Annotated in this window: 16 protein-coding genes; 8 read left to right on the forward strand and 8 right to left on the reverse strand. The window is 63.9% G+C overall.

The window, feature by feature from the left end; genetic code table 11:
- Positions 1 to 72: 72 nt before the first annotated feature.
- The 3 genes from FYB76_RS23800 to FYB76_RS23810 all read left to right on the forward strand — a co-directional run bounded on the left by FYB76_RS23800 (position 73) and on the right by FYB76_RS23810 (position 3,550).
- Complete coding sequence (locus tag FYB76_RS23800; RefSeq protein WP_034338355.1) at positions 73 to 1,500, forward strand: circularly permuted type 2 ATP-grasp protein; 1,428 nt, start codon at positions 73 to 75, stop codon at positions 1,498 to 1,500.
- 1 nt (position 1,501) lies between these two features.
- The gene (locus FYB76_RS23805) at positions 1,502 to 2,500 is read left to right on the forward strand and encodes an alpha-E domain-containing protein (RefSeq protein WP_088754568.1); all 999 of its coding nucleotides are present in this window, start codon (positions 1,502 to 1,504) and stop codon (positions 2,498 to 2,500) included.
- Positions 2,501 to 2,671: 171 nt separating this feature from the next.
- Positions 2,672 to 3,550, forward strand: coding sequence for a peptidase (locus FYB76_RS23810; protein ID WP_088754567.1), 879 nt, complete (start codon positions 2,672 to 2,674; stop codon positions 3,548 to 3,550).
- A 159-nt stretch (positions 3,551 to 3,709) separates the two neighbouring features.
- On the opposite strand, the gene purM is transcribed toward FYB76_RS23810, so the two are convergent.
- Entirely contained in the window at positions 3,710 to 4,753 is a 1,044-nt protein-coding gene (gene purM, locus FYB76_RS23815) for a phosphoribosylformylglycinamidine cyclo-ligase (RefSeq protein ID WP_013232670.1), read from the reverse strand.
- A gap of 104 nt (positions 4,754 to 4,857) precedes the next feature.
- Between purM and FYB76_RS23820 the strand changes: the two genes are divergently transcribed.
- The 5 genes from FYB76_RS23820 to folK all read left to right on the forward strand — a co-directional run bounded on the left by FYB76_RS23820 (position 4,858) and on the right by folK (position 9,567).
- Positions 4,858 to 5,940 carry an AI-2E family transporter gene (locus tag FYB76_RS23820; protein WP_088754565.1) on the forward strand — a complete coding sequence of 361 codons (1,083 nt, stop codon included), beginning with the start codon at positions 4,858 to 4,860 and terminating at the stop codon, positions 5,938 to 5,940.
- 123 nt (positions 5,941 to 6,063) lie between these two features.
- Positions 6,064 to 6,780 carry a DnaA regulatory inactivator Hda gene (gene hda / locus FYB76_RS23825; RefSeq protein WP_034338369.1) on the forward strand — a complete coding sequence of 239 codons (717 nt, stop codon included), beginning with the start codon at positions 6,064 to 6,066 and terminating at the stop codon, positions 6,778 to 6,780.
- Complete coding sequence (locus tag FYB76_RS23830) at positions 6,777 to 7,460, forward strand: HAD family phosphatase (RefSeq protein WP_088754564.1); 684 nt, start codon at positions 6,777 to 6,779, stop codon at positions 7,458 to 7,460. The genes hda and FYB76_RS23830 overlap by 4 nt, the downstream gene beginning before the upstream one ends.
- Positions 7,457 to 9,076 (forward strand): polynucleotide adenylyltransferase PcnB, encoded by a 1,620-nt coding sequence (gene pcnB / locus FYB76_RS23835; protein ID WP_154135285.1) that lies wholly within the window; start codon positions 7,457 to 7,459, stop codon positions 9,074 to 9,076. Before FYB76_RS23830 ends, pcnB begins: the two co-directional genes overlap by 4 nt.
- A 5-nt stretch (positions 9,077 to 9,081) precedes the next feature.
- Positions 9,082 to 9,567: a 2-amino-4-hydroxy-6-hydroxymethyldihydropteridine diphosphokinase gene (gene folK, locus FYB76_RS23840; protein ID WP_088754562.1), complete on the forward strand. Its 486-nt coding sequence runs from the start codon at positions 9,082 to 9,084 to the stop codon at positions 9,565 to 9,567.
- A gap of 15 nt (positions 9,568 to 9,582) precedes the next feature.
- On the opposite strand, the gene FYB76_RS23845 is transcribed toward folK, so the two are convergent.
- The 7 genes from FYB76_RS23845 to FYB76_RS23875 form a co-directional block, all read right to left on the reverse strand.
- Positions 9,583 to 10,845, reverse strand: coding sequence for an EAL domain-containing protein (locus FYB76_RS23845; protein ID WP_154135287.1), 1,263 nt, complete (start codon positions 10,843 to 10,845; stop codon positions 9,583 to 9,585).
- The gene (locus FYB76_RS23850; RefSeq protein WP_154135288.1) at positions 10,823 to 12,016 is read right to left on the reverse strand and encodes a chemotaxis response regulator protein-glutamate methylesterase; all 1,194 of its coding nucleotides are present in this window, start codon (positions 12,014 to 12,016) and stop codon (positions 10,823 to 10,825) included. Before FYB76_RS23850 ends, FYB76_RS23845 begins: the two co-directional genes overlap by 23 nt.
- Positions 12,013 to 12,915: a protein-glutamate O-methyltransferase CheR gene (locus FYB76_RS23855; RefSeq protein WP_154135289.1), complete on the reverse strand. Its 903-nt coding sequence runs from the start codon at positions 12,913 to 12,915 to the stop codon at positions 12,013 to 12,015. Before FYB76_RS23855 ends, FYB76_RS23850 begins: the two co-directional genes overlap by 4 nt.
- Before the next feature lie 4 nt (positions 12,916 to 12,919).
- Complete coding sequence (locus FYB76_RS23860) at positions 12,920 to 13,495, reverse strand: chemotaxis protein CheW (RefSeq protein WP_088754558.1); 576 nt, start codon at positions 13,493 to 13,495, stop codon at positions 12,920 to 12,922.
- 105 nt (positions 13,496 to 13,600) lie between these two features.
- Positions 13,601 to 15,421 (reverse strand): methyl-accepting chemotaxis protein, encoded by a 1,821-nt coding sequence (locus tag FYB76_RS23865; protein WP_154135290.1) that lies wholly within the window; start codon positions 15,419 to 15,421, stop codon positions 13,601 to 13,603.
- Positions 15,422 to 15,462: 41 nt separating this feature from the next.
- Positions 15,463 to 17,667: a chemotaxis protein CheA gene (locus FYB76_RS23870; RefSeq protein ID WP_154135291.1), complete on the reverse strand. Its 2,205-nt coding sequence runs from the start codon at positions 17,665 to 17,667 to the stop codon at positions 15,463 to 15,465.
- Positions 17,664 to 17,978, reverse strand: coding sequence for an STAS domain-containing protein (locus tag FYB76_RS23875; protein ID WP_088756397.1), 315 nt, complete (start codon positions 17,976 to 17,978; stop codon positions 17,664 to 17,666). The genes FYB76_RS23870 and FYB76_RS23875 overlap by 4 nt, the downstream gene beginning before the upstream one ends.
- Positions 17,979 to 17,981 lie beyond the last annotated feature (3 nt).

The following is a 17,981-nucleotide window of genomic DNA, read 5'->3' on the forward strand; positions in this document are numbered from 1 at the left end:
CCCACCGCCTCTGTTTTCGTTACAACCTACTTAGAAAGATTCCCGCTCCCCACGGGAACACGAAGCAAATCTATGGCACATTTTTTTGATGAGATGTATTCAGGAGGCGCAGGCAGCGAAGCAGGTCAAGTGCGTCAGCACTATGCAGAATTCGCCAGCTGGCTTTCGGCGCAGTCGCCCGAAATCATCGCCCGCAAACGTGCCGAATCCGACCTGATCTTCCGCCGCGTCGGCATTACCTTCGCCGTCTATGGCAACGATGCCGGCACCGAGCGCCTGATCCCCTTCGACATCATCCCGCGCATCATCCACAAGGCCGAATGGGCCAAGCTGGAAGCGGGACTGGTCCAGCGCGTCAAGGCGCTCAACATGTTCATCCACGACATCTATCACGAGCAGAAGATCGTCAAGGCCGGCATCATCCCGCCCGAGCAGATCTTCCAGAACGCCCAGTACCGGCGCGAGATGCAGGATGTGAACGTGGTCAACGACATCTACGCGCACATCGCCGGGGTCGACATCGTGCGGGCGGGCGAAGGTGAATTCTACGTACTGGAAGACAACCTGCGCGTGCCCTCCGGCGTGTCCTACATGCTGGAGAACCGCAAGATGATGATGCGGCTCTTCCCGGACCTGTTCAAGCGCCACAAGATTGCGCCGGTCGATCACTATCCCGACCTGCTGCTGGACAACCTGCGTTCGGTGGCGCCGGCCGGCGTGACCGATCCGACGGTGGTGGTGATGACCCCGGGCATGTACAACTCGGCCTACTTCGAGCACGCTTTCCTGGCCCAGCAGATGGGCGTGGAACTGGTCGAGGGACAGGACCTCTTCGTCAAGGACAACGTGGTCTACATGCGCACCACGCGCGGCCCCAAGCGGGTCGACGTGATCTATCGCCGCATCGATGACGACTTCCTCGATCCGCTGGCTTTCCGTCCCGATTCGGCGCTGGGCGTGCCGGGCCTGCTGCAGGCCTATCGCGCCGGCAAGGTGACGCTGACCAATGCGATCGGGACCGGTGTGGCCGACGACAAGTCGATCTATCCGTATGTACCGGACATGGTGCGCTTCTATCTGTCCGAAGATCCCATCCTCAACAACGTACCGACTTACCAGTGCCGCAAGAAGGAAGATCTTTCCTACACCCTGGCCAACCTCGAAAAGCTGGTGGTCAAGGAAGTCCACGGTGCCGGCGGTTACGGCATGCTGGTCGGCCCGGCTTCCACCAAGCAGGAGATCGAAGACTTCCGCGCGCGCATCATCGCCAAGCCTGACGGCTACATCGCCCAGCCCACGCTGGCCCTCTCCGTGTGCCCGACCTATGTGGAGTCCGGCATCGCCCCGCGCCACCTGGACCTGCGTCCGTTCGTCTTGTCCGGCAAGCAGATCACCATGGTCAAGGGCGGCTTGACGCGCGTGGCCCTGAAGGAAGGCTCGCTGGTGGTGAACTCGTCGCAAGGCGGCGGCACCAAGGACACCTGGATTCTGGAGAAATAAGATGCTGAGCCGTACCGCCGATCACCTCTTCTGGATGGCCCGCTACACCGAGCGCGCCGAGAACACCGCCCGCATGCTCGACGTGCACGTACAGACCGCCCTGCTGCCGCAATCGGTCGACGACGCCGAGCAAGGCTGGCGCGCCGTGCTGGGCATCTCGGAACTGCTCTATGGCTACAACCAGAAATACGACAAGCTCACGCAGAAGGATGTCATCGACTTCATGGTGCGGGATCCCAACAACCCGTCCTCGATTGCTTCCTGCCTGCGCCAGGCGCGCGAGAATGCGCGTGCCGTACGCGGCGCGCTGACCACCGAAGCGTGGGAGATCCAGAACGCCACCTGGATCAAGATGCAGTCCTACCTGCAGACCAATGCGCTGGAGCAGAACCCGAGCGATTTCTTCGAATGGGTCAAGCATCGCTCGCACCTCTCGCGGGGCGTGACCATCGGCACCATGCTGGAGGATGAGGCCTTCCACTTCATCCGCCTGGGGACCTTCCTGGAACGTGCGGACAACACGGCGCGCATCATCGACGTCAAGTTCCACGGCGCCAAGGAAACCCAGTCGCAGAAGCAGAACGGCCAGTCGCAATCGCAATCGCAAAGCCAGTCGGCGCGCGATGAAGCGGGACAGCTGGACTTCTACTACTGGGCCGCGATCCTGCGCTCGGTGTCGGGCTTCGAGATCTACCGCAAGGTCTACCGCGACGTCATCACGCCCGAGCGGGTGGCCGAGCTGCTGATCCTGCGGGCCGACATGCCGCGCTCGCTCCTGGCTTGCATGGGCAACGTGATCTCCAACCTGCATCACGTGCGCAATGACGTCTCGGCCGATACCGAGCGCTTTGCCGGCAAGCTGCATGCCGACCTGAAGTTCGCCCGCATCGAGGAAATCCTGGAAGCCGGGCTGCACGATACGCTCACCGAATTCCTGGAGCGCATCTTCGAACTGGGCAATCGCATCAGCCGCGATTTTCTTGTTCCTTTGGCAGCGTAAGCCGCCCCGGCTGTGCTTCACGCGCGAGAAAGAAGCACAGCCGCTGTCATCTTTTCGGGAAACAGGCCGTTACTGTAGGTACGTCACGACAGATGCCCCCGGTGCGCACGCTTTGGCGCCGGGCCTTACGGTAAAATCCGGCTTTCCGTTTCCACGTATCACGATTCCATCATGACCTACTGCGTAGCCATGCGCCTCAACAGCGGCCTGGTGTTCCTGTCCGATTCGCGCACCAACGCGGGAGTGGACCATATCGGCACCTTCCGCAAGATGAGTGTTTACGAGAATCCGGGCGACCGCGTAATGGTCATGATGACCGCCGGCAACCTGTCGATTTCGCAATCCATCCGCCAGATGCTGACCGACCGCACCAATGCGGAAGGCCGCAGCATCTGGACTGCCACCTCCATGTACGAAGCCGCGCAGATCCTGGGTGATGCCATCCGCGCCGTGCATGACCGCGAGGCCGCCGAGCTGAGCAAGTTCGGTATCGATTTCAACGTCAGCATCATCTTCGGCGGCCAGATCCGTGGCGAGCGCTGCAGGCTGTTCCAGATGTACTCGGCCGGCAACTTCATCGAGTCGCACGACGAAAACACCTACTTCCAGATCGGCGAATCCAAATACGGCAAGCCCATCATCGACCGCGTGGTGACACCCCAGACCTCGCTGGACGAGGCAGCCAAGTGTGCGCTGATCTCCATGGATTCGACCTTGAAGTCCAACATCTCGGTAGGCCTGCCGCTGGACCTGCTGGTCTATGAGAGCGAAGACCTGGCCGTGACCCGCTTCGTCACCATCGATGAGCAGAACCAGTATTTCCAGATGATCCGCCGCAGCTGGGGTTCGCAATTGAAGCGCGTCTTCGAGGCCATCGACGATCCGGTCTGGGATGCCCCGCCGGAAGATACCCTGAACGTGCTCTCCACCGCCGCCGACATCAGCGAGCCGGTGCGCGTGCCTCCACCGAATGGCGTGGCGCGTGGCCTGCAGGCCGTGCCGCGACAGATCCTGGCGGAGCAGGATGGGGATGTCGGGCAGGCGAGCTGAACTCACTGTTAGTTTTTTCTTTTTGGAAACTTAGTTTTGGTTTTAATAAAACTAAGTTTCCATTCGACGGGAAATTCCCTGGCAAAAATAAAAAGGCTGCATTCCTGGGAATGCAGCCTTGTTACTTTATAAATCGTTAAAACGATTTACACGGGTCGATCAGCGCACGATGGTCTGTGCTTCGCCTTCAGCGCGGGCGCGGATGGCGCCGATGCGGTAGACGGTCTCGCCAGCAGCCTTCAGGTGGGCTTCAGCGGCGTCGGCGTTTTCCTTGGAGACGATCACGGTCATGCCGATGCCGCAGTTGAAGACGCGATGCATTTCCGCATCGGCCACGCCACCATGCTGCTGCAGCCAGGTGAACAGCGGGGGCATGGTCCAGGACTTGGCGTCCAGCTCCGCCGTCAGGTGATCCTGCAGCACGCGCGGGATGTTCTCGACCAGGCCGCCACCGGTGATGTGGACCATGCCCTTGACTTCCAACTTCTCCATCAGCGACAGCAGCGGCTTGACATAGATGCGGGTCGGGGCCATCAGCACATCGGCCAGCTTGCGGCCGTGGAAGTCGGCTTCCAGGTCGGGCTTGGCCACGTCCAGGATCTTGCGCACCAGCGAGTAGCCGTTGGAGTGAGCGCCCGAGGAGGCCAGGCCCAGCACCACGTCGCCCGGGGCGATCTTGGTGCCGTCGATGATCTTGGACTTTTCCACTGCGCCCACGGCGAAGCCGGCCAGGTCGTATTCACCGTCCGGGTACATGCTGGGCATTTCCGCGGTTTCACCGCCGATCAGGGCGCAGCCGGCCTGTTCGCAACCGGCGGCGATACCCTTGATGACATCGGTGGCCGAGGGTACGTCCAGCTTGCCGCAGGCAAAGTAGTCCAGGAAGAACAGCGGCTCGGCACCCTGCACCAGGATGTCGTTGACGCTCATGGCCACCAGGTCGATACCGACCGTATCGTGACGGTTCAGGTGGAAAGCCAGCTTGAGCTTGGTGCCCACGCCGTCGGTGCCGGACACCAGCACCGGTTCCTTGTACTTCTTGCTGATCTCGAACAGGGCACCGAAACCGCCAATGCCGCCCAGCACGCCTTCGCGGGTGGTGCGCTTGGCGAACGGCTTGATCGCTTCGACCAGGGCGTCACCGGCATCGATATCGACGCCAGCGTCACGGTAGGAGAGGGAGACATTGGAAGGTGAAGTCATGATGAAATATTGCCAGTGAAGACGGTAAAATAGGGGATTCAGGGCCGAAGTACCCCTGCCAGGCCGTGATTTTAACAAAACCGACACCCGCGAACTCCGAATCCATGCCTTTTTCTTTGTCCGAAGAGCAAAAACAGAACCTGGTGTGGCTGATTGTCGGCATTTTGCTGTTGGCGCTTCTGGTGGCGCTGGGCCCAATGCTCTCGCCCTTCGTCGCCGCCGGCATCATCGGTTACGCGCTCAACCCCGGCGTGGACTGGATCGCCAGCCGCCGCATCGGCCCGTTGCGCATCCCGCGTTTCGTCGGCGTGACCATCATGGTGCTGCTGCTGATCCTGGCCGGACTGGCGCTGGTATTGATCGTGGTGCCCTTGGTACTGCGCCAGATCCCGCTGCTGCAGGCCCAGGTGCCGCCGCTGCTGGACAAGTTGAACGCCTTCCTCTCGCCGCGCCTGCACCAGCTGGGCATCGACGTGCGGCTGGACCTGGCGGGCATCAAGGCTTTGCTCACGCAACAGATCAGCACCAGTGGCGACGAGCTGTGGAGTTCGGTGCTGGCCTCGGCCAAGGTCGGGGGCACGGCACTGCTGGCCTGGCTGGCCAACCTGCTGTTCGTACCCATGGTGCTGTTTTACCTGCTGCAGGACTGGCATCCCTTCCTCAAGCGCCTGCAGATCATGATCCCGCGCCGCTGGGCCGGCCGCGTCAATACCATGGCGGCCGAGGTCGACAGCCTGCTGGGACAGTACTTGCGTGGACAATTGCTGGTGATGCTGGTGCTGGCGGTCTATTATTCGGTTGCGCTCACTGCAGCCGGATTTGACAGCGCCCTGCCGGTGGGCGTCCTGACGGGCCTGCTGGTGTTCATCCCCTATGTGGGCTTCGGCCTGGGGCTGGTGCTGGCGATCCTGGCGGCCATCCTGCAATTCGATGGCGCCATCGGCTTGCTGTGGGTGGCTCTGATTTATGGCGTGGGACAGGTGCTGGAAAGCTTCATCCTCACGCCCAAGCTGGTGGGCGAGCGTATCGGCCTGCACCCGCTGGTGGTGATTTTCGCGCTGCTGGCCTTTGGCCAGCTGTTCGGTTTTGTCGGCGTGCTGCTGGCGCTGCCGGCCTCGGCCATTGTCTCGGTGATCGCCATGCATGTGCGGCGCGAGTATCTGGCCAGCAATTTTTACAACCGTTGAAGAGTTTATGATCGATCACAGCCTCCCTGCCCTTGCAGGACGCTGCGCAGGCTCGGGCGCTTGGCGCCGTCCTGCATTAACTGGCCGCAAGCAGCTTGCGGCCTTCGTAGCTGATAGCCACCGATGAAACAGATTCCGCTCGATTTGAGCGCGGACCAGCCGCAGAGCTTCGACAGCTTCGTGACCGGCCGCAACGCAGAACTGCTGGAGCGCTTGAAGCTGCTGGCCACGGCCGGCGTGGACAAATCCATCCAGACCGGCAGCGCCAGCACCGACCGCTTCATCTATCTCTGGGCCGAAGCCGGCGCCGGCAAGACCCACCTGCTGCACGCCCTGGCCACCAAGGCCGGCCAGGAAGGCAACCGCGCACGGCTCATCAGTGCCGACTCCCCGGAGTCGGCCTTCGACTATAGCCCGCAGACCAGCCATTACCTGCTCGATGACGTCGATCAACTGTTCGAGGAACAGCAGATCGCCGCCTTCAACCTGTTCAACCAGATCCGTGAACAGGGCGGCTGCATGGTCTGCACCGGCACCCTGCCCCCGACCCGCCTGGAGCTGCGCGAAGACCTGCGTACCCGGCTCGGCTGGGGCCTGATCTACCAGGTGCACGACCTGTCGGACGACGAGAAGATCGCCGCCCTGCTGCAGATCACGCTGGACCGCGGCCTGGAAATTCCCCCGGCCGTGATGATGTACATGCTCACCCACTACCGGCGCGACATGCCCTCGCTGTCGCGCATGCTCGACGCGCTGGACCGCTACTCGCTGGCCACCAAGCGCGCCATCACCCTGCCCTTGCTACGCGAACTGTTACAACAGGAATCCGGAGAACAATGAACCTCGCCCTTTTCGATCTCGACCATACCCTGCTGCCGCTCGACTCCGACCACGAGTGGGGCGAATTCATGGCGCGCATCGGCGCCGTGGATGCCGACAGCTTCCGCAAGGCCAATGACGAATGGTTCGCCCATTACCAGAACGGCACGCTCGACCCGGTGGCCTACCTGGAGTTCGCGCTGGGCAACCTGTCGCGCTTCCCGCGCACGCAGCTCGACGAGATGCACCTGCAATTCATGGACGAAGTGGTCAAGCCTGCCATCCTGCCGCAAGCCGTAGCGCTGGTGAAGAAGCACCTGGACGCCGGCGACCTGGTGGCCATCGTCACCGCCACCAACCACTTCGTGACCAAGCCGATCGCTTCGCACTTCGGCGTGGAGCACCTGATCGCCGCCCTGCCCGTGCTCGATGACGCCGGCAACCTCACCGGCAAGCTCGACGGCACGCCGACCTTCGGCCCGGGCAAGATCGTCCATACCGAAGCCTGGCTGCAACGCCTGGGCTTCAAGCTGGACCAATTCGAGCGCAGCTATTTCTACAGCGATTCGCAGAACGACATTCCGCTCCTGGAACGGGTGACCGATCCGATCGCCACCAACCCCAACGACAAGCTGCTGGCGCATGCCCAGGCGCGCGGCTGGCCGGTGCTGAACCTCTTCGCCGACGGCCACGCGCAATGATCAAGAAACTGATTCGCTCCATTCTCGGACGCGGCAAGGCTGCCGCAGCCGAGGGTGCCGAGCCCGTGAAGAAAACGCGCGCCAAGGCCGCTGCCGCAGGCGGCAAGATTGACCCCGATGTGCTCGGCCCCAAAGAGCATGGCATCGATCCGGCACTGGTCTCGCCCAATGCCGTGCGCGTGACGCAGACCCTGCAGGATGCGGGCTACAAGGCCTTCATCGTCGGCGGTGCGGTGCGCGACCTGCTGCTGGGCATCAAGCCCAAGGATTTCGACGTGGCCACCAACGCCACGCCCGAACAGGTCAAGCAATTGTTCCGCCGGGCCTTCATCATCGGCCGCCGCTTCCAGATCGTGCATGTCATGTTCGGACAGGAACTGATCGAAGTCACCACCTTCCGTGGTGCCTCGGCCGAAGCCGCGCCCAAGGATGAACATGGCCGCGTGCTGCGCGACAACACCTTCGGCGAGCAGCATGAAGATGCCACCCGCCGCGACTTCACCATCAACGCGATGTACTACGATCCGGCCAGCCAGGCCGTGCTCGATTACCACGGCGGCATCGCCGACATCCGCGACAAGAAGCTGCGCATCATCGGCGAACCCGAAGCGCGCTACCGCGAGGACCCGGTCCGCATGCTGCGCGTGGTGCGCTTCGCAGCCAAGCTCAAGTTCACCATCGATCCGGCCAGCAGCGCGCCGATCCGCGTGATGGCCCCGCTCATCGACAACGTGCCGGCCGCCCGCGTGTTCGATGAAATGTTGAAGCTGCTCATGAGCGGCCACGCGCTGGCCTGCCTGCAGCAGCTGCGCAAGGAAGGCCTGCATCACGGCCTGCTGCCGCTGCTGGACGTGGTGCTGGAACAGCCGCTGGGCGAGAAGTTCGTCAGCCTCGCGCTGGCAAATACGGACGCTCGCGTCAAGGAAGGCAAGGGCGTCTCGCCGGGCTTCCTGTTCGCCTCGCTGCTGTGGCACCAGGTGCTGGAGAAGTGGCGCGCCTACCAGGCTGCCGGTGAGTATCCGATTCCCGCCCTGCATCTGGCCGCCGATGACGTGCTCGATGCCCAGACCGAGAAGCTGGCGCTGCAACGCAAGATCGCCTCCGACATGCGCGACATCTGGGCCATGCAGCCGCGCTTCGAGCGCCGTGTCGGCAAGGCCCCGTACAAGCTGCTGGAACACCTGCGCCTGCGCGCCGGTTTCGATTTCCTGCTGCTGCGCTGCCAGTCCGGTGAACTCGATGCCGAACTCGGCGAATGGTGGGAAGCCTTCATCGCCGGCAATGGTGCCGAGCGCGAAGAACTGATCGCCCGCAAACCGGCCGATCCTGCCGGCAGCAGCGCCGCGCCCAAGAAACGCAAACGCCGTGGCGGACGCAGCCGCAGCAAGTCGGCGGGGGACACCGTTGATACCGTTGACACCAGCGACAGCGGCAGCGAGCAGGAAGCCAGCGCCCCAGCGCCGGTGCGCGCACGCGCCCCCAAGGAAGCGGCCGAGACGCCGGTTGAACCGGCTGAGGGCGGCACGGCTGAGGCGCCCAAGCGCCGTCGCCGTCGTCGCAGCAGCGGTAGCGCAGGCGGTGCCGGTGGTGAGGGCGCGCCGGCAGGCGACGACTGAACAGCGTGGCATCGTCCTCCACGCAAGCCTGGATCGGCATCGGTGGCAACCTCGGCGACGCCCGCGCCACCGTCGAAGAAGCCATCGCCCACCTGGCCCGGCTGCCGCAGTCGCAGCTGCTGGGCACGTCTTCGCTCTATCGCACCGCGCCCATCGATTCCAGTGGCGACGACTACGTCAATGCCGTCGCACTGGTCTCCACGTCGCTGACCGCGCTGGAACTGCTGCATGCGCTGCAGGCCATCGAGCTGCAGCACGGGCGCGAGCGCCCTTACCGCAATGCCCCGCGCACGCTGGATCTGGATGTATTGATGTATGGAGAGGCAGTGCTGGAGGATGAAGAACTGATCGTCCCGCATCCCCGCATGGCGCAGCGGGCCTTCGTGCTGGTGCCCATGCTGGAGATCGATGCGCAGGTACAGATTCCGGGACTGGGTGCGGCGCGCGATTACCTGGACGCGATCAGCGACCAGCCGATCAGCCGGCTGTGAGTTGAACCAGGCCGCTCAGGCCGTCCCGCCTGTAGCCGCACCCTTGCCCAGCGGCCGCAATTCATTGAGCCGGCGATGATGGCCCTTCAGCCACAGCGGCAATTCATTGGCCGGCATGGGCTTGCCGATCAGGTAGCCCTGTCCAAGGATGCAACCGAAGTCCTGCAGCAGGCGCCAGTCTTCCATCGTCTCCACCCCTTCGGCCACCGTCACCAGGTCCAGCCGCTGCGCCATGTCCAGCGCGGACTGCAGGATCACGCGCAAGTTCTTGCGGTCATGCGCACCGTGGACGAAGGAGCGGTCGATCTTCAGTTCGGTGAAAGGGATGCGCGCCAGTTGCTGCATCGACGAAAAGCCGGTGCCGTAGTCGTCAATGGAAAGTCCGAAGCCCTTCAGGCGCAACCGCGCCAGCATGCCCAGTGAATTGCCCTTGTGCGCCACCACCGAGCTTTCGGTGATTTCCAGCACCACGTTTTCGGCCGGCAGGGCGTGCTTGTCCACCAGTTCCAGGATACGCCGCAGGAAATCCGGCTGCTCCAGCGACAACGGCGACAGGTTCACCGCCACCTTGATCGGCAAACCCCGGCTGTGCCAGACAGCTGCCTGCGCCATCGACTGGTCCATCATGCTGATGGTGAGATCATGGATCAGGCCGGACTGCTCGGCCAGCGGAATGAAGCGGTCCGGCGGAATCATGCCGCGCTCCGGATGCACCCAGCGGGCCAGCGCTTCCACGCCCTTGAGGATGCCGGTCTGCACATCCACCTTGGGCTGGAAATACGGCAGCACCTGGCCACCACCGATGGCCGTGCCGAGGTCGCTTTCGCACATGGACGGCTGGGGATCATCATCGGCGTGGACACCACCGCCATGCGGACGGAAGGATTGCAAGGCAGCGCGCAGCTGGCCCTGGTTGAGCGGCTTCTGCAGCACGCCGATCAGGTTCATGCCCAGGGCGTGGATCATGGTTTCCACCGACAGCAGCAGCGAAGTCTCGCGGCTGGAGGCGACGATGAGGGGAATGTCGATACCCTGCAGCTGCAATTGCTGGATCAGTTCGATGCCATCCATGCCCGGCATCTCCAGGTCGATCACCACCAGGCCCGGCGGCAGCTTGAGCAGCGCCAGCAGATCCAGCGCCTCGTTGCCGTTGCCGGCCTCGTAAATCAAATCGACGCCCAGCTCCTGCAGCAGCGACACACTGTGCTGGCGCTGCAGGGCACTGTCATCGACGACCAGCGCGGATTCGATCAGCTCATTGATGTTCTCTAGAGGCATATTGTTCTATCACGGCGGAGATATGATCGAGCGGGAGGACGTCACCGACGCCACCCATGTGTATCGCTTCTTTCGGCATGCCGAAGACCACGCTGCTGGCCTCGTCCTGGGCATAGGTGGCGGCGCCGCAATCGGCCATTTCCCGCATCCCCCTTGCGCCATCGTCCCCCATGCCGGTCATGATGATGCCCACTGCATTGCTGCCCGCGGCCTTGGCCGCAGAGCGGAACAGCACATCCACCGAAGGCTTGTGCCGGCTCACCAGCGGGCCATCCAATGTTTCCACGTAATACTGCTGTCCGTCCCGCCGCAGCACCAGGTGCTTGCCCCCGGGAGCAATGAGCACCCGCCCCGGCAGCACCAGGTCGAGATGCTCGGCTTCCTTGACCTCGGCGCCGGAAATGCGGTGCAGCCGTTCGGCAAAACTGCGGGTGAATCGCTGCGGCATGTGCTGCACCACCACGATACCCGGACAGCGGCGGTCCAGTGGCTTGAGGACCCGCTCCAGCGCCTGCGGCCCCCCGGTCGAGGCGCCGATGGCGACAATGCGCGCGGTCGGCGGACAATAGCCATCCGCCAGCCCCGGCGCTGGCAATACCGCATCGGCGGTATGACGCTGCAGCACCGCAGCCCATCCCGCATCATGCAGCATTTCCGGTGCGGCTGCTTTGACCGGGCGCAGCTTGAGCACGGGTGACACGGCCCGTGTCGCCTGCGCAGCGCCGCTGGTGAAGCCTTCGGCCGCGCCCCGCGCGCCATGGCCGGTCAGGGCGGCAGCGCGGATGGCAGTAGCCAGTTCGGCCACCGCTTCATGAAGAAAATCGCGTACACCCAATTGCGGCCGGGCAATCACCGCCACGGCACCCGCGGCCAGCGCTTCAGCCGTCACGCCGCCAGTGCCACCGGCCCGGGCACTGCACATGATGACCGGCGTCGGTCTGGTGGCCATGATCTGGCGCAGGAAGGTGATGCCATCCATGCGCGGCATTTCGATGTCGAGCAGGATCACGTCGGGCCACTCCTGCTGCATCTTGCGCAAGGCGAAGACCGGATCAGGCGCGGTCCCGATGACGCGGATGTCGGCGGTCTGCGCCAGCAGCTGCTGCACCAGCTGGCGCACCACCGACGAATCATCGATGACCATCACGCGGATGGTGGCGGGTGCGCTCATGGCGGCCTCCGGTAGATGGAGGGCGAGTGCATCAGCAGGTCCAGCGCCATGCCGTGCAGCGATTCCGAATGGCCCACGATCAGGTAGCCGCCGGGACGCAGGCGCGCGATCACGTCGCGCAAGACCTGCAGCTTGGTATCGCAGTCGAAATAGATGATGACGTTGCGCAGGAAGATCAGGTCGTACAGCCCGTCATCATGTTCATGCAGCGCGGTCAGGTTGCGCTGGGCGAATTCGACCTTGGCGCGCAGGTCGGCCTGTACCAGGAAATGGCCCTCGTATTCTCCGGTACCGAGCAGGCAATAGCGACGCAGGTACGTGCGGGGGATATTCTGTCCGCGCGCCATGGGATAGAGCGCGCGGCGCGCAAAGCGCAGGACCCGGGTACTGATGTCCGAACCGAATACCGACCAGCTGCCTGCGGGCCGGTGATTGTCCAGCAGCATGGCCAGGGAATAGGCCTCTTCACCGGTGGCACTGGCCGCGCTCCAGACACGCAGGTGCGCCTGATCGCGCCAGAGCGGCAGCAGTTCCCGCGTCAGGAAATCGAAGTGACTCTGTTCACGGAAGAAATAGGTTTCATTGGTGGTGATGAGATCGATGGCGCGCTGGCGTTCCTCGGCACCATCCGCATCACTGATGAGGCGATGGTACTGCGCCAGTCCGCGCAGCCCGAGTTCGTTGAGTCGATGGCTCAGGCGGCTTTGCAGCAGGGCCTTTTTCGACAAGGGCAGGTGCAGTCCAATGTACTGCTTGAACAACTGCTGGAACAGCAGCATGTCCTGGTCGCTCACCTCGGCCTCCGCCACCGTACCGGCAACCCCAGAAGCAGGAGCGGCCGAGCCCGCAGCACTGTGGCCCACGCCCTTCCTGCCTTCCAGCTTGCCGGTGCTGACCATGGCGCTACTGCCTTTCCGCTTCTGCCGACAGTACCGGCACGCCGCCCAGCGCATCCTCGGCACTCATGCCCAGGAGGCTGGCCAGTTCATCCACCGACAGCACGCGCTGCACGTCCAGCACGACGATGAAGCGCTCGCTGACGTTGATCATGCCCTCGATGAAGTCGGCGCGGATACCGGCGCCAAAGGACGGACGCGGTTCGATGTGATCCACGCCGATGCTCAGCACCGCACTGACCGCATCGACCATCACGCCCAGCAACAGCATCTGCTCGTCCTGAACGAGTTCCATGATGATGATGCAGGTGCGCTTGGCCTCCACCGTGGGCGCACGACCGAAGCGCACCGACAGGTCGATCACCGGCACCACCGAGCCGCGCAGGTTGATCACCCCGCGCAGGAAATCGGGCATCAACGGCACTTCTGTGAGACCGCCGAATTCGATGATCTCGCGAATGCTCCCGATCGGCATGGCAAAACTCTCGCTGCCGACCAGGAAGGTCAGGAACTGGCGGCTCTCGATGACTTCTTCCTGCTGCCGCTTGCGACTGGATTCGCCATTCAACGAAACGCTGGGCATGGCCTCTTCTCCTTGCTGCCGCGATCCCCTCGCGGCGAATTGGTGCGTGCGCAGCTCGCAGGCTGCGCGGAACAACGGGACATGCGCACTGCCATGGCGAACCGCTCAGAAACGCTTGAACGCGGATTCGTCCACGCCAGGCGCATCTTCTTCCACATCCAGCATCGACAGGCGGCGCGTACCCTCTCGCTTGCCCTGCGGGACGCTGCGCGCGCGCTTGCCCTGGCGCTGGTTGGTTCCCGGCAGGTCGCCCGCGCCGCCACGTACATCGCGCTTCTGCATGTCTTCAACGCGGAAGAAGCGCATCAGGTCCTGCAGGTGAATGGCCTGGGCACTCATCTCTTCGGAGGTCGCCGACAATTCCTCGGAGGCCGATGCGGTCATCTGCGTAGTCTGCGCCATCTGGTGCACGGCATTGTTGATCTGTTCCAGGCCGGTCGACTGTTCTGCCGAGGCAGCGGCGATCTCCTGTACCAGGTCGGCGGTCTTGCGGATCGAGGGCACCATCTGGTTGAGCAGGCCGCCGGCCTTTTCGGCCAGGCCCACGCTGTTCTCGGCCACTGCGATGATCTCCTGCGCGGCCGTCTGCGAGCGTTCGGCCAGCTTGCGCACTTCGGCGGCGACCACGGCAAAGCCCTTGCCATGCTCACCGGCACGTGCGGCCTCAATGGCGGCGTTCAATGCCAGCAGGTTGGTCTGGTAGGCGATGTCATCGATGATGCCGATCTTGCTGGCGATCTGCTTCATCGCGGCCACCGTCTCGCGCACCGCTTCACCGCCTTCGGTGGCGGCATTGGCCGAGAGGCTGGCGATGCCATCGGTGGTGCGGGCATTGTCGGCATTCTGGGCGATGGTGGCGGTGATCTGTTCCACCGAGGCGCTGGTCTCCTCGACATTGGCCGCCTGCTGCGAGGCATTGTGCGAAAGCGCCTGCGAGGACGAGGAAATTTCTTCCGAGGCCGAAGCCAGTGCGCTGGCCGTACCGCTGACGTCACCGATGACGTCGGTCCACTTGTTGACCATCTGCTGGGTACTGTAGAGCACGCTGACCTTGTCGTTCTTGCGCAGTGGTACGGTGACCGTGAGATCGCCCTCGGCCACGCGGCGCAGCACGCTCATGGCGTCACGCGGCTCGCCACCGATCTGGGCACGGATGGTGCGGTAGGCAAACCCGAGGCAGACGAACAGCACTACCACCGAGGCGGTGAGCAGCCAGAAAATCTTCTGCTCCAGTTCGGCATAGTCGCGGCCGGCCTTGAGCACGCGCGCCTGGGTGCGCTCATCGACCTGGCGCAGGAAGTCGTTGATCGGGGCCATCACGCGGCCGAACAGGGCGCGGTAGGCCTGGTCGAATACCAGCTCCTGCGCCATGGCCTGGTTGGGCGCACCGACCACGGTGAACTTGCCCTCGCCATCATCGAACTCGCCCTTGACCGCGTGGAAGGCGGTGATCTCGATGCGCGAGAGCTGGTCGGCCAGCTTCAGCGCTTCCTGCATCTTGGCCAGTTCCTGTTCGGTGAAGCCGGTGCGCTTCATCAATTCGCTCAGCGGGACCGTTTGGGCGCCCGCCTCCACCGGCAGCTTGCGGGCAGTGACCAGGTCCCAGTTGAAGCGGTCATAGTTGGAGGGGCGCGCGCGCTTGCCGTTGCGGATGTCGAGGATCATGTAATACCGATCCTCGTCGTTGGGGTCGCCCGTGGTCACGTAGGCGCGCGCGAACTTGGTCATGTCCTCGGTGGTGCGGCGCAGTTCGTTGGCCAGCGCGGCCGAGTCGTAGCGCGACTGGTGCGCATGTTCGAACGCCGTATTGGCCTGCCGCAGCGTATCGGTAAGGCTGATTACCACCGCCACCAGGATGGACAGGACTACCCCCAGCCAGATGAAGATCTGCTTGATGCTCATCCTGTTGGTCATCGATTCTTGCATGCTCGCTTCCCCTCGTGGTGCGGGCGCATCGCCGGCGCCCGTCATGGCGCCGCCGCCACGCTGCGTTCGGCGTAGGCCGCCGTATTGCCTTGTTCCTGCTGCTGGGTATGCTGCACCAGGTGCGGAATATCCAGGATCAGCGCGACTCGCCCATCGCCCAGGATGGTCGAGCCGGACAATCCCTTGACCTTGCCGAAGAGCCGCCCCAGGGGCTTGATCACCGCCTGGCACTCACCCAGCAGGCCATCGACCAGCAGCCCGGCGCGCAATTGTCCGTACTGGACGATCACCAGGCTCTTGCGCGCGCGCCCCTGCTCGCGCGCCGGCAAGTCGAACAGTTCGCGCAGCGGCACGAAGGGCAAGGGTTCGCCACGCACCGCAACGATATGACTGCCGCTCTGGCGGGGCGGCATGTCGATGCACTCCACCACCATGTCCAGCGGAATGACGAACACCGCATTGCCCACCACCACCTGGAAACCGGAGATGATGGCCAGCGTCAGCGGCAGGCGGATGCGGACCACCGTGCCACGGCCGGGTTCGGTATCGATGGCCACCTCGCCCTGCAGGGCATCGATGTTGCGCTTGACCACGTCCATGCCCACGCCACGCCCGGAAAGTTCGGTGACCTGCGCAGCGGTGGAGAAACCGGGCTCGAAAATGAAACGGTAGACCTCGGCATCGCTCAGTTCTGCGTCCGGTGCCGCCAGTCCCTGCGCGATGGCCTTCTCCAGGATGCGTACGCGATCCATGCCCCGGCCATCGTCCATCACTTCCACCAGCACGCTGCCCGATTCATGCATGGCATTGAGCCGCAGCGAGGCCTTGGGCGGCTTGCCGGCGGCGATGCGCTCGGCCGCCGGCTCGATGCCGTGGTCGATGGCGTTGCGCACGATGTGCATGAGCGGATCGGCCAGGCGTTCCACCATGGATTTGTCCAGTTCGGTATCCGAACCCGTCATGGTCAGCTCGATGTCCTTGTCGAGATCGCGGGCGATGTCGCGCACGATACGCGGGAAGCGCTGGAACACTTCATTGATCTGCACCATGCGCAGCGTGAGCGCAGCATCGCGGATCTGCTCCATCAGGCCGTCGATGGCCTGGGTGGCTTCCTCGAACTGGCTATCCTTGCGGCGACGCGCGATCAAGCGCGCACTGGCGCCGGCAATGACCAGCTCGCCCACCAGGTCGATCAACTGGTCCAGCTTGGACACTTCGATCTTGATGAATTTCTGTTCCTGCGCGCGCCGCTCGTCCAGCGGGCGCGGACGCGCACCCGCGACAGGAACGGCCACCGGCACCGCCTCGGCGGCGGCTTCCTCCAGGGTCGCCGCGCCGAGGCTGCGCCATTGGACTTCACTGAACAATGCCAGCCTGCGCCACTGGCCCACCAAGCGGGCCGCATCCTCGCGTGCCAGGCGCTGCAGCACGGTCGCATACGCCGACAGGGGACTCTGCGGAGCCAGGATGTCGATGCGGCTGTCATCGCGCACGAATTCGAAGACGTCCTCCAGCGTTTGGCGGGTGGAGTCGGAGGCCAGGCAGATCTCCATGCCCAGGTAGCAGCTTTCGGCATCCATGGCGCCGGCCTCGGGTAGACCCGCCTCCACCGGGAGGATGGCGACGATACGCCCCAGCGACCGCAGGTAGTGCAGGAACGATAGCGGATCCAGGCCATCGCGCAGGACGTTCTCGTTGAACTGCAGCGACAGGTGCCAGTAGGGGTAATCGGCCGCAGCCTGCAGGGCAGCATCGACCTCCATCCCCCCGGCGTTGGCCTCGGCAAGCGAATCGCTTGCGAACCGGAGAGCGGTGCGGACCGGCTCGCTGGCGATGGCTTCGCCAGGTGCCGCGGCTGTCTGCGCCACCTCGGCCAGCTCGGCCAGCAACGCGGCACGGCGTTCGGCATTGGGCTCTTCGGCTTCCTGGTTGCATTCGATGGCGTCGACCAGTTCGCCGATGTAATCGCCACACTGCAACAGCAGCGACATCAGGTGCGCGTTCAGGGGCAGGCGTTCTTCGCGGACCAGGTCCAGCACATGCTCCACCTGGTGGGTGAACTGCACGATGCTGTCGAAGGCGAACAGGCCCGCTGACCCCTTGATGGTGTGGGCGGCGCGGAAAATGGCGTTGATGCTGTCGCGCGAAGGACCTTCCATCTCGATCTGCAGCAAGGCCGCTTCCATGGCCACCAGCAGCTCGCGGGCTTCCTGCACGACGGCGTCGCGGGCGGAGTCCTTTTTCATGCGGGCTCCACGGCGGGGCTGAATCGCTCATGCAATTGCAGCAGGTCCAACACGGCCAGTACGGCCGGGCTGCAGGCGCCGATCTCCAGCCGGCGGCCGGCGTTGACCAGTTCGCGCCGCAACAGCAGCAGCAACTGGATGCCGGCGGTGTCGAGTTCGTCGACCCCGGCCAGGTCCAGCACCACCTCCGTCTGCGGCAAGCTCAGGGCGTGCAGCAATTCCGGCTTGCGCTCGGCTGCCTGAAAAATGGTCAGGCCGCCGCTCACGGTGAGCAGCAGGCTGTCCTCTTGCACGGAATACGTCAGCGGCATCTT

Source organism: Herbaspirillum sp. CAH-3, from assembly GCF_009668275.1.
GTDB lineage: Bacteria > Pseudomonadota > Gammaproteobacteria > Burkholderiales > Burkholderiaceae_D > Herbaspirillum > Herbaspirillum aquaticum.

What these genes read in the sequence shown, in the direction of transcription:
- FYB76_RS23800 (WP_034338355.1), top strand. Translation starts at nt 73, where the DNA reads ATGGCACATTTTTTTGATGAGATGTATTCAGGAGGCGCAGGCAGCGAA.
- FYB76_RS23805 (WP_088754568.1), top strand. Translation starts at nt 1,502, where the DNA reads ATGCTGAGCCGTACCGCCGATCACCTCTTCTGGATGGCCCGCTACACC.
- FYB76_RS23810 (WP_088754567.1), top strand. Translation starts at nt 2,672, where the DNA reads ATGACCTACTGCGTAGCCATGCGCCTCAACAGCGGCCTGGTGTTCCTG.
- purM (WP_013232670.1), bottom strand. Translation starts at nt 4,753, where the DNA reads ATGACTTCACCTTCCAATGTCTCCCTCTCCTACCGTGACGCTGGCGTC.
- FYB76_RS23820 (WP_088754565.1), top strand. Translation starts at nt 4,858, where the DNA reads ATGCCTTTTTCTTTGTCCGAAGAGCAAAAACAGAACCTGGTGTGGCTG.
- hda (WP_034338369.1), top strand. Translation starts at nt 6,064, where the DNA reads ATGAAACAGATTCCGCTCGATTTGAGCGCGGACCAGCCGCAGAGCTTC.
- FYB76_RS23830 (WP_088754564.1), top strand. Translation starts at nt 6,777, where the DNA reads ATGAACCTCGCCCTTTTCGATCTCGACCATACCCTGCTGCCGCTCGAC.
- pcnB (WP_154135285.1), top strand. Translation starts at nt 7,457, where the DNA reads ATGATCAAGAAACTGATTCGCTCCATTCTCGGACGCGGCAAGGCTGCC.
- FYB76_RS23845 (WP_154135287.1), bottom strand. Translation starts at nt 10,845, where the DNA reads ATGCCTCTAGAGAACATCAATGAGCTGATCGAATCCGCGCTGGTCGTC.
- FYB76_RS23850 (WP_154135288.1), bottom strand. Translation starts at nt 12,016, where the DNA reads ATGAGCGCACCCGCCACCATCCGCGTGATGGTCATCGATGATTCGTCG.
- FYB76_RS23855 (WP_154135289.1), bottom strand. Translation starts at nt 12,915, where the DNA reads ATGGTCAGCACCGGCAAGCTGGAAGGCAGGAAGGGCGTGGGCCACAGT.
- FYB76_RS23860 (WP_088754558.1), bottom strand. Translation starts at nt 13,495, where the DNA reads ATGCCCAGCGTTTCGTTGAATGGCGAATCCAGTCGCAAGCGGCAGCAG.
- FYB76_RS23865 (WP_154135290.1), bottom strand. Translation starts at nt 15,421, where the DNA reads ATGCAAGAATCGATGACCAACAGGATGAGCATCAAGCAGATCTTCATC.
- FYB76_RS23870 (WP_154135291.1), bottom strand. Translation starts at nt 17,667, where the DNA reads ATGAAAAAGGACTCCGCCCGCGACGCCGTCGTGCAGGAAGCCCGCGAG.
- FYB76_RS23875 (WP_088756397.1), bottom strand. Translation starts at nt 17,978, where the DNA reads ATGCCGCTGACGTATTCCGTGCAAGAGGACAGCCTGCTGCTCACCGTG.